The sequence below is a fragment of the Paraburkholderia sp. BR14312 genome (genome assembly GCF_040948675.1).
Classification (GTDB): Bacteria; Pseudomonadota; Gammaproteobacteria; order Burkholderiales; family Burkholderiaceae; genus Paraburkholderia; species Paraburkholderia nodosa_A.
Map to the genome: position 1 here is coordinate 21,966 of NZ_JBFPKI010000011.1, position 15,692 is coordinate 37,657.

Sequence of the window (15,692 nt, forward strand, 5' to 3'; positions counted from 1 at the left end):
GCGGGGTTTTTGTTTTCCGGGCTCCGGATCTAACCATCGGAGATTGAAACCGTGCTCATCTATGACACGAATGTACTGGTTCAGGTTGTTCCGAACCTGAAGGTGGCTCAGCAATTCCTGATCGACCGCTTCTTTCCCAACCTCATCACGTCGGATACCGAGAAGGTCTCCATCGATATCGACATCGGCAAGCGCCGGAAAGCGCCATTCGTCTCGCCACTGGTCCAGGGCAGGCTCGTCGAGCAACGTCGTTACCAGACGAATGAATTCACGCCAGCGTACATCAAGGACAAGCGCGCGCCGGACCTGCTGAAACCTGTTCGCCGGATGATCGGCGAACAGATCGGCGGCGAGTTGACCGGCGAGGAACGCGAAATGGCGAACCTGTACGCTGAAATGGCTGATCAGGTGGATGTGCTCAATCGTACGCTCGAGTGGATGGCCGCACAGGTGCTCCAGACAGCTACGCTCACCGTTGAAGGCGACGGCTACGAAAGAGTGGTGATTGACTTCGGCCGCGATCCGAATCTCACGATTGCGCTTGCCGGTAACAGGAAGTGGACGAAGGCAAACATTGATGCCGGGACGGCATCGCCGACATCCGACGTCGAGGCATGGCAGCGCGCGGTGCTCAAATCGTCGGGTGCGAAGTGTTCGGACATCGTCTTCACGACCAGTTCGTGGGAGGGCTTTAAGCTCGACCCGAAACTCGAAGGTGCAATCATCTATCCCGTCTGGAACCCGAACGGCAACGTCGTGAACCCGGGCGCGAAGATCGAGCAGGGCGCCGTCTGGATGGGCAAGTGGGGGCAGTATGACCTCTGGGTCTACAACGACTGGTACGTCGACGATAACAACAAGGAACTGCCGATGCTCACGGACGGCATGGTTATCATGTCGGGCCCGAACCTGATGGGCACGCGCGCGTTCGGCATGATCAAGGATCCGGCGTTCAACTACAAGGCGATGCCCTATGCGCCGAAGACCTGGCTTAACGAGGACCCGGCACAGCGCTACATCATGATGCAGTCGGCACCCGTCGTTATTCCGAGTCGCGTGAACGCGTCGCTGTCGGCGTCCGTCTGCGATCCGGTGTACGACTGATGGCTGCCAATGAGCCGACGGGCACCCGCACGCCAGCGCCCGTTGAAGTGAAATACGTCGTTGCGCCGGGTCGCAGCGTGCGCGTGGACGGGAAATCCTGCGGACCGGGTACGCCCGTTAATCTTGACCGTGCCGAGGGCGAGAGGCTGCGCGCCGGCGGGTTTGTCGTGCGGGCAGGGACCGAATCGAAGGGCGGCGCAGGCGTCAGCGTAGGTGGTCTGCGCATTCAGGGCGGTCGCAAGCCCGGCACGAAACTCGCGTAATGGCGATCGACTGGGATGCGGTGGTGCTCTCGCCCTGTCACGACAACGCGTTCGGCGAACCCGCCACGTTTCGACCCGTCGGGGCGTCGCCGATCGGGATCACGGGCATTTTCTTCGATGGCTACAACCGCAACGTCGATCTGGGCGACGGAACTGGCCTCACAACAGTCAAGCCTGTCTTCGTCGTCCGGTCGGCACAGTTCGGTAAGCGTTTGCCGAAGCAAAACGATGGACTCTCGGTTGCAAGCGTGAACGTGTCATACGTGATTCGGGACGTCCAGCCCGACGGACTCGGCGAATTGCGCCTCGAACTTCATAAGGTTAGCTCACCATGAGCACCACATCCATTATCCGTCAGGCCGTGGTTGCGGCACTCACCGGCACGACTGACGCTGGCAATAACGTATTTTTCGCGCGCACGTGGCCGACGCAGCCCGGTTCGTATCCCGTGCTGCTCGTGCCGCCGCTCGATGAAACGGGTCAGTCGTGGGGCAACAGTGGTGCACCCGCGTTTAACGTGACGGTCACGCTTCGCGTGTTTGCCCGGTTCCAGGAGAACGGAAGCGAACCTGGTTCGACGCCCGACGCTGGATCCGCGGCCGCTGCGATTGCGCTCGAGCGGCTTCGCGATCAGGTCAAGGCGGCGATCATCAACAACCCGGCACTGATGGGGTTCGCGGGGCCGATCCAGCAGTTCAGCGCGTTTCGTTGCCACACCACGCAGATTGCTGAGGGCGAGGAGCCGCTCGCACAGATGGCGATCGAAATCGACATGGAGACGGTGCAGGGGCCCGACGACTTCTATCAACCGGTCACTGTGCCGCTCGAGGGCATTGACGTCACCGTGCGGCAACCCGACGGCACCACGCAACCGGGTCTCACCATTAATTTGCCCCAATAGGAGTGGCATATGTATGTCAACGTCAAGCCGGCACCGGGAAAGCTGCTGCGCGACCCGGTGACCAAACAGCTCTTGTCGGCGGCGCCAGTCGATGGCGTCAAAACGACGGTCGTACCGGACGAGGGTATGCAGGTTCACGTGCATGACCTCTACTGGGTCCGACGTCTGCGCGATGGCGATGCGGTTCGTGCAGATGCGAAATCTGTCTCCACGACGGCCGTAGTCAAACAGGATTCCTCCACCGACCAGAGCTGAACCCGACAGCGTTTCCAGCGGAGCCCCGCGGAAGCGGGGCTTTTCTTTGGGGACGACGGATTCACACCGGAGCACAGTAAATGGGTGATATCTCCTTTCCAAACATTCCGCAGAACCTGCGCGTGCCGTTGTTCTACGCGGATATTGACCCGAGCAACGCGAATATCGGGCAGCAGACGCAGCGTGCGCTGATCATCGGCCAGATGCTTGCGACGGGCACCGGGACCGCCAATGTTCCGCAGATCAGCCAGGGCGTTGCCGACGCGAAGAAGGTCGGTGGTCAGGGCTCGATGCTCGCGCTCATGACGGCGACCTATCGCACGCGTGACCCGTACGGCGAGGTCTGGTATCTGCCTCTGTCGGATGATGCACAGGCGGTCGCGGCATCCGGCTCGATCGCGTTCGCGGATCAGGCGACAGCGACGGGGGTGCTTTCACTGTACATCGCGCAGCAGCTCGTTTCACTTGTCGTTACCTCGACCATGACGCCCAGCCAGATCGCAACCGCGCTCTGCGCGCAGATCGGTGCGTTGGCCGATCTTCCTGTGACGGCGTCTGTTGACGCAGCGACTGTCGGCAAGGTCGACCTGACCGCGAAAAACAAGGGCCTTGCCGGCAACGAAATCGACCTGCGTCTGAATTATCGCGGCACTGCGAACGGCGAGGAAACACCGGCTGGCCTGAGTGTCACGATCACGGCGATGAGCGGGGGCCTCGTGAATCCCTCCTTGCCGGAGGCGCTGGCAAACCTGGGCGACCAGGAGTTCGACTTCGTTGCCATGCCGTACACCGATGCGACGTCGCTCGATGCGATGAAGTCGTTCCTCAGCACTCAGACGGGGCGCTGGAGCTGGCTTGAGCAGTTGTATGGCGGTGCGTATGCAGCCTACCGCGGAACGCTCGGCACGCTGACCACGTTTGGCGTCACACGAAACGACGAGCACATGTCGATCATGGGCTTCAACGATTCGCCGTCTCCTGCATGGATATGGGCGGCAGATCTGACCGCTGCCGTCGCCGTTTCGGCTCGGGCCGATCCGGCGCAACCGCTGCAGACGGTGACGCTGGGCACCGTGGCTCCGCCGCCGCGCACGTCGCGCTTTCCGCTGACCGATCGCAATACGCTGCTCTACGACGGTATCTCGACATTCGCGGTGGCCGACGACGGCACGGTTTCGATCGAGAACCTGATCACGACCTACCAGAAGAACAGTTTCGGCGCGGCCGATGACAGTTATCTGGAAGTTGAGACGCTGAATACGCTGACGTACGTGCTGCGCCGGCTCAAGTCGGTGGTGACGACGAAGTACGCACGCAAGAAGCTCGCGGCCGACGGGACGCGTGTGGTGCCAGGTACGAACGTCGTCACGCCCAGCATGATCCGGGCGGAGCTCGTGGCCGAGTACCAGAAGATGGAAGAGGACGGCTACGTGCAGGGCAGTGCAGTGTTCGCGAAGGGGCTCGTCGTTCAGCAGAACTCGCAGAACCCGAACCGCGTCGACGTGCTGTACCCGGCGATCCTGATCGACCAGCTGCGTGTTCTCGCGCTGCTGATGCAGTTCTCCAACATCGTGCCGGCAAACGCCAGCTAACCCTCGTCATTCCCAATCCAGGCCGCTGAGAAGCGGCTTTCTCTTTATCTGGAGGGCCTGCAATGGCTGCCCCAACTGGTCTTCTCGCCGGCACCGCGGACGTGTCGGTGGATGGCACGACATACATGGTGACCGGCGACTTCAAGTACAAGTCCGCGAGCAGAAAGCGCGAAACGCTCACTGGCGCGGACAGGGTGCACGGCTACAAGGAAAAGCCGTCGGCGCCGTTCATTGCGATGAATCTTCGCGACTGGGGCGGTATGACGGTGAAGGACATCAACGGCATGACAGACGTGACGGTCGTGGGCAGGCTTGCCAATGGCAAGACGATCATCGGCCGTGGAATGTGGACCGTCGAAGAGCAGGAGGTCGACACGGAGGATGCGAAGTTCGACGTGCGCTTTGAAGGTCCGGACGATTGTGTAACTGAAACCCTGGCGAGCTGACCATGCCCCAACCTGACGAAAAAATTCTCCGCCTGCGCAAGCCGATCACGCTCAAGGGCGACTCGGTGACCTACGACACGATCACCCTGCGCGAACCCACTGTCGACGAACTCGACCGCAGCGCGCAAGTGGAGGGATCGTCCTACGCCAGCAATGCAGCGCTGATTGCCTTTGTGGCCTCCATCCCGACGGCAGTAGCACGCAAGATGACAAAGACCGATTACGAGGAGGCGACGTCATACCTGTCGGGTTTTACGTGGACGCCCCCGCAGTCCAGCGAGACCTCGGGGAGCGAATCGCCGACCTCACCTTCTTCTACCACTGGGGACCCGACGACGCCAGCCGCCTGAAGCTGGGCCGATTCCAGTACTGGTTCGATAACGCGATCCGACTCAAGGGATCAACCTGATGGCAAACGTATTTCAGATCACGATCAGCGCGGTCGACCGCGCGACCGCGGTCGCCCAGAAGGTTAATACCTCGATCGCGAAGATCACGAGGCCGATCGCCGACGTCAGGTCGTCGGTCGCCGCGTTTTCGAAGGAGACAGGCCTCGACCAAATCGGCCGCCGGATCGAGAAGGTTGGTGGTATTGCCACCGAAACGGCGCGCCGTGTTGGCTCGATTGCCCCACCGCTCGCGGCGATTGCCGGGCTCGGCACGGTTGCCGGCATTGTCGAAATGGCGCACGGATGGGGCAAGGCCGCCACGGAGATCTCGAATACGGCATATGTGATCGGTATGTCGACCGAGCAGCTTCAGAAGTATCGCGGGGCGGCGCGGCTCGCGGGGCTGGGCGACGCCGACATGACGAATGGCCTCAAGGCGGTGGGTTCAGCTTTCGAGGACGCGTCCGCGGGCCGCGATACGTTCCTGGCTGGCGTGCTGAAACAGAAGGACATCGGCATTCACCGCCTTAAGGACGGATCGATCGACGTCGTGCGGGCGATGCGCGACATCTCGAATGCAGCGTCGAAGTATGGGAATGCGCAGGCGCGTGAGAAGTTCCTGTCGCTGTTCGGCATGGGCAATCTCACCCCTTTGCTGGGTAAGGGTACTGCGGCGCTTGACGCACGCGTCGCGCAGTACGACAAGCTCAACGCGACCATGTCACCAGCGCAGATTGCGCAGGGTGAGCGCTACAACGAAGCGATGGTCGCGCTCGATGCGACATTCGACAAGCTGACGAATTCTGTCGGCGCATCGCTCGCTCCGGCGCTCACGCGCGTCGCCGATGCGCTCATCCCGATCGCCAACGAGTACGGCCCGAAGATCGCGCACTGGATCGATTCGATCGACTGGAACAAGACGGCGAAGTCGATCGCAGATGTGACGGGCAGTCTCGGTGGACTGACCGCGATCGCGGCTGGCCTTGCCGCAGTCACGTTTGCTGGTCCCATTTCAGGTATCGCCCGGTTATCGGCGCTGCTGCTGCCGCTGGTGCCCGCATTGGCCCCGCTGGCGGCACTCGCTGCAGGTGGCGCCTACGCGATCGGCAAGATCAAGGATTCGACGGAGGGTGGACATTTCGTCGGTCGCAACGCCGCTGCGCCGATCGCCAATCCGTTGTCGGCGAGCGATTCGAATGGTCTGTTGTGGGATCGCTTTAAAAGTGGTGCCGCGAGCTTCTTCTCGACCGGGCAGGGCCACTTCGTGCCGCGCTTTTCCACGAGGGCGGGAAATGCGTCGACTGCCGCGTCCAAAGCCCTTTTCGCACAGCTTGAACAGCAGTACCGGCTGCCTGCTGGTCTGCTCGACAGCGTGTGGGCCACCGAGTCGGGGCGCGGTGCCAACATGCGATCGCCGAAGGGGGCGCTTGGACACTTTCAGTTCATGCCCGATACCGCGAGGCAGTATGGCGTGGCAGATCCGATGGATCTGCAGCAGTCCGCGCGCGGTGCTGCGCGCATGTATGCGGACCTGCTGAAGGCGAATGGCGGTGACGTTTCCCGTGCGGTCGCGGCGTACAACTGGGGGCAGGGCAACCTGAACCGCAAGGGTGTCGCTAACGCACCCGCCGAGACCCGGGACTACGTGGCGAAGGTGCTAGGGGGTATGGGCGCCTCTGCATTCGCACCCGCTGCACCGGCAGCCACACCGCCTGCAGTCGCAACCGGACAGTCGGTCCAGGCCGTTGCCAACGCGCAGCAACCGTCCGCGAAGGACGCCCGGGCACTCAGGCCAACGGACTCACCTGAGCCGGTGCAGGCACCGCTCTTTGCAGCAACGCCGGCCGCAGCCGCTCCAGATGCAGGCGTCGAAGGACAAATGGGCACCGTTCACGTACAGATCGATATGCAGAACGCGCCGAGAGGCTCGAAGGCCTCGGTCAGGACCTCGGGCAATGTCACGGCATCTGCTCGTATTGGACATTCCGCATTGATGGAAGCCGCTGTATGAGCGTTTCTTCGTTGCTTTCTTTTGCCGGCAGCATCGGGCAGGTGACGTCGGCAGCACGCGAGCTCGACTCGATTCTCAACGGTAGCGCTGCAGCCTCATGGTGGAGTTCGCTGCGGCAGGCCTCGTATGGCGGCGTGCCGTTTGCGTGGCTCGATAACCGGCTGGTGTTTGGTCAGAACAACGTCGTTCACCGCTACCCGTTTCGCGACGATGTCTGGGTCGAGCCGCTTGGCAAACTGCCGCGTCAATTCGAGATCCAGGGGTTCCTGATCGAGAGGAGCGTAGTCTACGGCGGCGGCTCCGTCATCGCGCAGCGCGATCGCATGGTCGCGGTATGCGAAGACGGGAAACCGAAGACGCTCGTACACCCGACGCTTGGCACGATTGCGAATGTCAGTTGCCTGAGTGCTGAAGCCACAGAGAGCATCGATCATGGCCGGGTGATCATGATCCGCTTCCAGTTCATTCAGGGCGGTGCGCGGATCTATCCCAGTGCTTCCGTCTCGTTCGCTTCGCTGGCATTGACGCTCGGTGACGCGCTGAACACGGGCGCGCTGGCGGATTTTGTGAACACCGTGACTTCGGCACTGGATGAAGGTGCGACGGTGGTCCAGACTGTGGTGAATACGGCGACATCGTGGTACGACGTCGCGCTCGGTGACGTGCAGGACGTGGGGCGTTTTTTCAACGCGGTGTCTTCGCTCGCCGGTGACTTCGGACGCTTCTTTGGGGGCGGCAATTCGGGTTACACAGCCACGAACCAGACGGCCGCCATCGGGACGACTGCGCAGCAGCTGCTCGAGGCCGATACCGTGAACGTGCAGACGGTGGAAACCGCAGGCGCGGCCCTGATTGATGCCGCGGCAACACCTTCCGAATCGTCTGCTCTCGCGACGGCCGCGCAAAGCCTGGTAGCGGCATTTTCCGCATGCGCGACCGATCCCGCGGACAGGGTGCGTCTGCTCTCCGACATCGCGACGTACTCACCGGATGGCGTCTTTACGACATCCGCGATTGGCAGTGCCATGTCGACGGCGCAGGAAGCGACGGGCGCGCTTGTGCGGCGCACTGCGTTTGCGGCATTGGGAAGTGCCGTCGCGGTGTGGCAACCGTCATCGTTCGACGAGGCGCAGTCGATGATGACGACAGTCGCAGACCTGCTGGATGCAGAAAGTGTTACGGCGGCGGACAACGGCGACGATGCCAGCTACGCCGCCCTGCGGGCACTGCGCAAGGCTGTTGTGCAGGATCTGCAGTCTCGTGGCGGTGGCTTGCCTGCGCTCGTAACGCGTACGTTCGGCGACACGCTTCCCGCTGTCGTGCTCGCGCACCGGATCTATGACGACGCGAGCCGTGCCGATCAGCTCGTGAAGCAGGTGCAGCCTGTGCATCCGCTCTTTATGCCTACCACCTTCCAGTCGCTGGCGAAGTGAGGGCGGGCATGAATGATGATCTTTACCTGACCCTGAACGGTCAGATCGCATCGGGATGGACCGATATCCGGGTGACGCGCGGTGTCGAGCGTTGCCCGTCCGATTTCGAGATCGGTCTGACAGAAACGTATCCGGGCGAAGTTGACGAGGTAGTCGTGCAGCCCGGCGATGCATGTCAGGTTCAGCTCGGCGACGATCTGGTCATTACCGGGTATGTTGACCGGTACGTTCCGTCGTTCGATTCGCAGCAACATCAGATAAAGGTTACCGGGCGCGGCAAATGCCAGGACCTCGTCGACTGTTCAGCCGTATGGCCAAACGGACAGATCAGCGGGACCTCGGCCCTCGACGTCGCCAGCAAGCTGGCCGCCTACTACGGAATCGACGTCAGTTGCGACGTGAGTGGACTCGTCGCGATTCCGCAATTCAACATCTTCATTGGCGAGACGCCGTTCGAGATCATCGAACGTATCAGCCGTTACAGCTCGCTGCTGGTCTACGACCAGCCGGACGGTAACCTGAGGCTTTCGCAGTCGGGTACGGTGAGGGCTGCCGGCGGCCTGGCGCAGGGCGTCAATGTTCAGTCGGCATCCATTGTGTACTCCGCCGAGGAGCGGTTCTCGAAATACACGGCGTATGCACAGTCGGTTGCGACGTTTGGCGATCTCGGGGTGGGCCCGGGAGTGCTCGCGACGGCAATCGACGAGGGCGTGAAGCGGCCGCGCGAGCGCTACATCGTCGCGGAGGCGGTCCAGGGGTTCCAGGATCTGGCAAGGCGGCGGGCCATCTGGGAGATGAATCGTCGCATAGGGCGCGCCGCTGCTGTGACGGTGGTGACAGACAGCTGGCGCGATGCAGATGGTGTGCTGTGGACGCCGAACACACTGGTGCCTATCGATCTGCCGCGCCTGAAGCTGCAGGACGAGGTCTGGCTGATCGGTGACGTGACGTACATGCGGGACGGCGATGGGACGAGGGCGGCGCTCACGATCATGCGGCCCGACGCGTACCGGCCAGAGCCCCTCGCATTGCAGCCGATGTTTGTGGACGGCAGCGTGCTTCAGGGGCAGTGATGGAACAGGTACGTGCAGCGTTCACCCATTTATCCGGCGCGCTCGAGAGGGCGTCGGCGATATCAAACAGGATCGCGCGGCGGCTCATGCTCGTTATCGGGCGCGGGCGCGTGTCGACAGCCAGCGACAGCGGACCTGTCCAGCTCGTTCAGGTTCAGGTCAACGACCTGGAAACGATCGACAACGTCCGACGGCTTGCCGAGTTCGGCTTCACTTCCATGCTGCCCGATGGTACCGACGTCGTGATGGCGTTCATCGGTGGAGACCGCAGCAATGGCGTGATCGTTGGTTCCAACCACCAGCAGTCGCGTCCGACGGGACTCAAAGCCGGTGAGTCGATGCTCTTCAGTCTCGATGGCAAACGGGTCTACATGACCGCTTCGGGGGGAATCGAGATCGACGCGAAGGGGCAACCCGTCGTCATCAACAACGCGTCCGACGTGACGTGGACGTGCACGGGCAAGTTCAAGGTCATCGCGCCGGGCGGCGTGGAATTCGACACGCCCAATCTCTCGTCGACGGGCGACATCACAGACAACACGGGCAGTGGCAACGAAGAGTCCATGAAGAGCATGCGCACTACTTTCGATGGTCACGACCATGACATCAATGATGTCCAGAGCGGCGGCTCGACACTCACCACGCAAACGCCGAATCAGCAGGAATGAGCGACTTCAAGATTGTCTGGGATGCACAGAACGCGTGCGGCGACTGGGCGCTGATCGCGGGTGACATTGCGACGGGTGACGACCTCGAGACGGCGCTGCTGTTCAGCATTTTTACTGACCGCGAGGCGGCCGACGACGACATCATCCCCGACGGCTCCGACGACCGGCGCGGATGGTGGGGGGACGACGGAAACGACGACGGCACCGGGCCAACCGGGTCGCGTCTCTGGTTGCTCTCGCGTAGAACCTCACCGACCGATGAAACCCTGCGCGACGCGTACGACTACGTGACCGAAGCCATCCAGTGGCTCGTCGACACGGGAGCCGTGGCCGGGTTTTCTGTAGCGGTCCAGTGGGTCAGATCCGACATGCTGGGCATTTCCATTACCGCCTACCCGCCGGGTGGCGGCGCGCCGCAAACCTATAACTGGGCGTGGAGCCGGGGTAGCTGATGCCATATTCACGACCAACTCTCACTCAACTGCGCAACCAGATCTGGACCGACATCACATCGGCGCTGGGTCTGGTGGTATCCCTACTCCAGAAAGCAGTCCTCAAGATCGTGGGCGCAGCGCTCGCTGCGCTCGTGTTCGGTCTCTACGGGTATCTCGACTGGATCGCGAAGCAGGCGGTGCCGTTTACGGCAGAGGATGAATATCTGGCCGGGTGGGGTGCGCTGAAAAGCACCTATCTGAAGGCAGCGACCTCTGCGGTGCTAACGGCGCAGTTCACCGGTTCAGCAGGCAGGACCCTGGCGGCGGGAACCAGCGTGACGCGTGCCGACCAGTTCGTCTATACCGTCGTTGCCGACGCAACCGTAGACGACAGCAACACGGTCACGGTGCAGATTCAGGCCGTAACCACGGGCACGGCGGGCAACTGTGACGATGGCACTGAAGTCTCGCTCACGTCGGCTTTAGCGGGCATCCAGTCGACGGGTACCGTCACCTCGACGGTGACGGCGGGCACGGATGTCGAGAAGCAGGAAACGTATCGCAGTCGTGTCATGCAGGCGTATCAGGAACCACCCCAAGGCGGCGCGAAGTCCGACTACGTCAAATGGGCCGAAGACGTGTCGATCGTGACGCGGGCGTGGTGCAGGCCGAACCGGTTCGGCGTGGGCACCGTGGTCGTCTACATCATGTGCGACGAGGTTCGGGCCTCAAACGGCGGCTTTCCGCAGGGTGCCGACGGTGTATCCCAGTATGACCCAGGGCAGGATGACACCCCGCGCGGAGTGGTGGCCACTGGCGATCAGCTGACAGTGGCCGATGCGCTCATCACGGAGCAACCCGTTACCGCACTGGTCTACGCGTGCTCACCTATCAAGAACGTTGTTGGGTTCACGATCGGCGGCCTGAGCACGGCGAGCAGCGCGACACAAAGCGCGATCGGGGCGGCGATTTCGGATGTCTTCTACCGGCTCGGCGAACCGGAGGGGACCATCGATCTGTCGGACATCGAGGGCGCGATCGGGGCGGTTCCGAAGTCGCGGGGATTCCTGATCAAGGCCGTGACAAGCACAGTCGGTGGCGTCACGACGACTTACCCGGTCGATTCGGATATCACGAGCGGCACGGGCCAGTTGCCGACGCTCGGCACCATCGACTGGGTGTGACGAATGCGCGCACCGAACTATAGTGCTGCGGACTATCTGCGCGTGCTGTGGGCTCATCTGCCCCGCGGTCGCGTATGGAACCGCAATCCGGATTCTGTTCAGACGAAGGTCCTGTCCGGCTTCACGCCGGTCTTCGAGCGGCTCACCGCGCGTGCGAGCAACCTTCTGGTCGATGCATTCCCGGCGACGACCTACGAGCTGCTCGCAGGGTGGGAGAGCACGCTGGGGCTTCCCGACCCATGCGCAGGCGATACGCCGAGCCTCGAGCAGCGTCAGTTTCAGGTCGTCGCGCGACTCACGAACAGCGGTGGCCAATCGATTCCGTTTTTCATCGCTCACGCGAACGCGCTGGGCTATGAGGCGAAGGTCCGCCAGTTCACTCCGTTTCGCGTGGGTCAGCAGCACATGGGCTGTTCGCTCGGCAGCGACGACTGGGCCCATACCTGGCAGCTACGTGCGCCGGCGCAGACGATTTCGTATTTCTGCGTCTCGCAGTCGTATGTCGGTCAGCCGCTGGCCGCATGGGGAAACGCGGTCCTCGAATGCGAAATGGAGGAGCTGAAGCCAGCCCAGACGATCCTGAACTTTACCTACGATCTTCCCGTTCGCGTCGCGATGTCGGACGGAACGCTGGTCGTGGATGAGGATGGCAATTACATCTACGCTCGATAGGGAATCGAATGTTCCAGACTGATGTATCAACCGCGGCGAGCTCGCTGCCAGCACCGTCGAACCCTGGCACGCCGGGGTTCTTCACGGCGGGTAATCCGGCGGAGGGCGTGCCCGCCACCGTGCTCGACAACGACTTCATGAACATGATCATGATGGAGTTGATCAACGTGGTGGAGGCAGGCGGCCTGACTCCGAGCAAGACCACGTACAACCAGCTGCTCACGGCGATCAAGACGATTGTGCAGTCTGGAGTCTCGCAGCTTTGCACCGACACCGGCGCGGCAAACGCCTATGCCACCACGATGTCGCCGGCGCTCACCGCGCCGACCGATGGCGCGCCCTTCTGGATGAAGGTGTCCAACGTGAACACGGGCCCATCGACGCTCAACGCAACGGGGGCCGTGTATCCGCTCGTGGGCGCAGGCCACGCCGCACTGCAGGGCAATGAGATGGCGAAGAACGGTTGGGCCCTGATCGAATTCGATTCGTCTGTCGGCACAAACGGCTCCTACGTGCTGCGGCACTGCACGGGCGGCATCATGCAGGTCGCCGGGTTGTACGCCTCAGGGATCCTGTGCGGCGTTAATCTGCCGAACATGCTTTTCAATTGCTCGGCAGAGTTCGGCAATGCCGGCTGGACTCCGGGCAACTTCAGTGCAGTGACAGGGGCGGCGGGCGAGGGTACTTACTGGAGCAATACATCGGCGCTTGCCGCGACGGCCCAGGATACGTCCAGCCAGTTTGCGGTGAGCGCCGCTGTGCCACTCACGATCTCACTGGACGTCTATGCCTCAGGTGTCACGGCCGGGCGCGCCTACGCGTACGTCGAAGCATTCACTTCGGCGGGTGTCTCACTCGGCGCGGTGTGTGCCGCCTACGCGACGATCGGAGCGGGCTGGAAGCGATACGCGGCCACGGGCACCACGCCCGCTAACACGTCCTACTGCGTCGTCCACCGGGTGGTTGACAGCACACCTGCGGTCTCCGCGGCCGGTGTCGGGTTCCGGCGCATCAAGGTTGAGGGCGCGTCACAGCAGTCGCTCTATTCGATGGAGGCGAGTCTCGCTGCGTTCGGCGCGACGCTGGCCGCCAACAGCTATCAGAAGCTGCCCAGTGGCTGGATCATCCAGAAGGGGGTCGCAGGCCTCACGACCGGAAACGGAGACGTCGTGACGTTGCCGCTTGCATTCCCGAACCAGCTTTTCGGAGTTGTCGGCTCGGATCAGGGAGGTGGTTGCAATTCCACGAGCTGGGCACGCAACGGCTCGTCACTCTCCACCTTTCTCGGATATGGAAAAGCGGCCGGTACGAACACCAACTCTGCAACCACCTACAGCTATATCGCGATTGGATGTTGATCATGGGACAAAAATTCGCAGCGAAGGACGCGCAAGGCAATCTTGGGTTCTACGACAGCGTCGACAGTCCGTTGCCGGAAGAGGCAACGGACGCGGTCGCGATCACCGACGAGGAGTGGGAGGCGGCGAAGGCCACTCAGGGCTACGCGATCGTGAACGGCGTGTTCACCCCGCCGACCGCAGACGTGCTCCTCGAGCAGGCACGCATGCAGCAGACAGCGGTATTACGCGCGGCGTACAACACCGCTATCCAGCAGCCGGTCAGCTACACGAGCAAGTCAGGCGCCACGAAGGGCTATCAGACGGACTCGGTTAGCGTGGCCAATCTCGCGCAGATGATCCTTGCCTTTCAGGCGACAGGTGCAGTGCCGGACGGCTTCTACTGGGTGGCGGCTGACAACACTCAGGTGCCATTTACGTATGCTGATCTGCAGGGTCTGGCGCAGGCAATGGGCGCGCAGGGCGCAGCAGCCTTCCAGAAGTTTCAGACGTGCAAAGTTCAAGTTGGTGCAGCGGCGACCGTCGCCGCGGTGCAGGCCATTGTGTGGTCCTGAACGTATCTGGCCTGCGTTCGCTGGCCGCCGTGAGGCGGCCTTCCTGTTTCTGGCGCGCTGTTCGCGTGCTTTCATGACATCGGGTTCGTTCAATGGGTGTAACCAGCATCGTCAAGCGCCTGATCAACTTCACGCGCGGCACCACGGTCAGCGACACAGATGTGCTCTATGCCGATCAGGGCAGCGGTGAAGTGGCGCTTACGCCAAAACAGATCGCAACGTATGTCGCGGGGGTGTTCAGCTTCACCATGTCGGCCGGCGTCGGTGCCGTCGCACGCACGCTTCTCGCCAAACTGAAGGAGATGCCGGTCACGCCGGACGATTTCGGCGCGCCGGGCGTGACGGCTGACGAAAGTGCAGCGGTTTTGCTTTGCTTCAAGGCGGCGCTTGCGCTGGGCGTGGAGATGAAATTCCCGCGCTGGTATCGCTGTTCCGCTCCGGTTGTGTTCGATCTCGCAACCGTGGCCGTCACGGGGACGAAGGTCACGGGCAGCGGCCGACAGACTTCCGGTTTGCAGTTCGACACCAACGTCGCTTCTCCAAATCTGCTGGTCACGAGCTCGACAGTGGCGGACGCCTTTTATCCCGACCTGATGGGGTGGGGTGTGAAGGGCAACGTGGCGGGCGTCGTGCTCCAGGTCGGCAAGGAGGACTTCTCCGACCTGATCAACGAGTTGACGCTGGATCTTGTGGTGAACAACGGCAGCACTGACCCCACTGCATGTGCCGTGGAAATGAACGGCGTGTACAACCCGGACGCGCGTCTGGTAGCCAATTGTGGGGGAGTGGGAACGGGCGACGCGCTCCGGCTATGCCGGACGCAATTTGGTTTCTTCAGGGGTAGCTATGGCAACGCGGCTAACTGTGTGCGCCTGACTGGCTCATACACGCTTGGCAACAAGTTCGATGCGCTGGACCTGGAGATGGCGACATGCGCGATCACGATCGATTCAGCGACTGCCGTGCACAACTCGTTCGAGGGCGGAACGATCGCCAACGTGACGTCGGGCATCAATGCCACGGCGGGTAGCTGCAACCGCGTCTCCAATCCGAACCTCGGCATCGCGGTCGCGAGCCTGGTTGAATCGGCAGTTGGTGTCACCGTCGACATGCCAGGGATGGCGCTGCTCGCGACGCCAGCGGTTCCCGCAAGCGGTACGCCCTACACGAACAACAGCGGCCAACCCCAGTTCGTGAATCTGCTGGGAGGGACTGTGTCGGCCGTTGTCGTCAGCGGCATGACCGTCGCGCAGACGACCAACGTTGGATTCGTGCTCAATCCCCGGGCGTCAGTCACGCTTGCCTATACGGCTGCGCCGTCGTGGACGTTTATGCCGCTTGCCGGCTGAAACTGG

At 62.2% G+C, this 15,692-nt stretch carries 18 protein-coding genes; all 18 read left to right on the forward strand.

All coding sequences use genetic code 11. The annotated features are described in order from the left end of the window. The first annotated feature begins 51 nt into the window (after positions 1-51). The 18 genes from AB3X98_RS28120 to AB3X98_RS28205 all read left to right on the forward strand — a co-directional run bounded on the left by AB3X98_RS28120 (position 52) and on the right by AB3X98_RS28205 (position 15,686). On the forward strand, positions 52-1,104 hold the full coding sequence (locus AB3X98_RS28120) for a major capsid protein (protein ID WP_368603299.1): 1,053 nt from the start codon (positions 52-54) through the stop codon (positions 1,102-1,104). Further along, positions 1,104-1,367 carry a hypothetical protein gene (locus AB3X98_RS28125; RefSeq protein WP_368603300.1) on the forward strand — a complete coding sequence of 88 codons (264 nt, stop codon included), beginning with the start codon at positions 1,104-1,106 and terminating at the stop codon, positions 1,365-1,367. The genes AB3X98_RS28120 and AB3X98_RS28125 overlap by 1 nt, the downstream gene beginning before the upstream one ends. Beyond that, a complete protein-coding gene (locus tag AB3X98_RS28130) occupies positions 1,367-1,702 on the forward strand; it encodes a hypothetical protein (RefSeq protein ID WP_368603301.1) in 336 nt (111 codons plus the stop codon). Before AB3X98_RS28125 ends, AB3X98_RS28130 begins: the two co-directional genes overlap by 1 nt. After that, positions 1,699-2,268 carry a hypothetical protein gene (locus AB3X98_RS28135; RefSeq protein WP_368603302.1) on the forward strand — a complete coding sequence of 190 codons (570 nt, stop codon included), beginning with the start codon at positions 1,699-1,701 and terminating at the stop codon, positions 2,266-2,268. Before AB3X98_RS28130 ends, AB3X98_RS28135 begins: the two co-directional genes overlap by 4 nt. A 9-nt stretch (positions 2,269-2,277) precedes the next feature. Beyond that, positions 2,278-2,523: a DUF2635 domain-containing protein gene (locus AB3X98_RS28140; protein ID WP_368603303.1), complete on the forward strand. Its 246-nt coding sequence runs from the start codon at positions 2,278-2,280 to the stop codon at positions 2,521-2,523. Between the two features lie 80 nt (positions 2,524-2,603). Then, complete coding sequence (locus AB3X98_RS28145; protein ID WP_368603304.1) at positions 2,604-4,115, forward strand: phage tail sheath subtilisin-like domain-containing protein; 1,512 nt, start codon at positions 2,604-2,606, stop codon at positions 4,113-4,115. 62 nt (positions 4,116-4,177) lie between these two features. Beyond that, positions 4,178-4,561, forward strand: coding sequence for a phage tail tube protein (locus AB3X98_RS28150; protein ID WP_368603305.1), 384 nt, complete (start codon positions 4,178-4,180; stop codon positions 4,559-4,561). A 2-nt stretch (positions 4,562-4,563) separates the two neighbouring features. Next, positions 4,564-4,911 carry a phage tail assembly protein gene (locus AB3X98_RS28155; RefSeq protein ID WP_368603306.1) on the forward strand — a complete coding sequence of 116 codons (348 nt, stop codon included), beginning with the start codon at positions 4,564-4,566 and terminating at the stop codon, positions 4,909-4,911. Positions 4,912-4,969: 58 nt separating this feature from the next. Beyond that, positions 4,970-6,961, forward strand: coding sequence for a transglycosylase SLT domain-containing protein (locus tag AB3X98_RS28160; RefSeq protein WP_368603307.1), 1,992 nt, complete (start codon positions 4,970-4,972; stop codon positions 6,959-6,961). Beyond that, positions 6,958-8,394: a DNA circularization protein gene (locus tag AB3X98_RS28165; protein WP_368603308.1), complete on the forward strand. Its 1,437-nt coding sequence runs from the start codon at positions 6,958-6,960 to the stop codon at positions 8,392-8,394. The genes AB3X98_RS28160 and AB3X98_RS28165 overlap by 4 nt, the downstream gene beginning before the upstream one ends. Positions 8,395-8,402: 8 nt before the next feature. Beyond that, the gene (locus AB3X98_RS28170; protein ID WP_368603309.1) at positions 8,403-9,467 is read left to right on the forward strand and encodes a phage baseplate assembly protein; all 1,065 of its coding nucleotides are present in this window, start codon (positions 8,403-8,405) and stop codon (positions 9,465-9,467) included. Between the two features lie 86 nt (positions 9,468-9,553). Next, complete coding sequence (locus AB3X98_RS28175; RefSeq protein ID WP_368603310.1) at positions 9,554-10,135, forward strand: phage baseplate assembly protein V; 582 nt, start codon at positions 9,554-9,556, stop codon at positions 10,133-10,135. Continuing rightward, complete coding sequence (locus AB3X98_RS28180; protein ID WP_368603311.1) at positions 10,132-10,587, forward strand: phage GP46 family protein; 456 nt, start codon at positions 10,132-10,134, stop codon at positions 10,585-10,587. Before AB3X98_RS28175 ends, AB3X98_RS28180 begins: the two co-directional genes overlap by 4 nt. After that, positions 10,587-11,753, forward strand: a complete 1,167-nt coding sequence (locus AB3X98_RS28185; RefSeq protein ID WP_368603312.1) for a baseplate J/gp47 family protein — start codon at positions 10,587-10,589, stop codon at positions 11,751-11,753. Before AB3X98_RS28180 ends, AB3X98_RS28185 begins: the two co-directional genes overlap by 1 nt. Before the next feature lie 3 nt (positions 11,754-11,756). Then, entirely contained in the window at positions 11,757-12,425 is a 669-nt protein-coding gene (locus tag AB3X98_RS28190) for a YmfQ family protein (RefSeq protein ID WP_368603313.1), read from the forward strand. 8 nt (positions 12,426-12,433) lie between these two features. Then, the gene (locus AB3X98_RS28195) at positions 12,434-13,783 is read left to right on the forward strand and encodes a hypothetical protein (RefSeq protein WP_368603314.1); all 1,350 of its coding nucleotides are present in this window, start codon (positions 12,434-12,436) and stop codon (positions 13,781-13,783) included. Positions 13,784-13,785: 2 nt separating this feature from the next. Then, a complete protein-coding gene (locus AB3X98_RS28200; protein WP_368603315.1) occupies positions 13,786-14,337 on the forward strand; it encodes a DUF4376 domain-containing protein in 552 nt (183 codons plus the stop codon). A gap of 92 nt (positions 14,338-14,429) precedes the next feature. Next, the gene (locus tag AB3X98_RS28205) at positions 14,430-15,686 is read left to right on the forward strand and encodes a hypothetical protein (protein WP_368603316.1); all 1,257 of its coding nucleotides are present in this window, start codon (positions 14,430-14,432) and stop codon (positions 15,684-15,686) included. Positions 15,687-15,692: the final 6 nt, after the last annotated feature.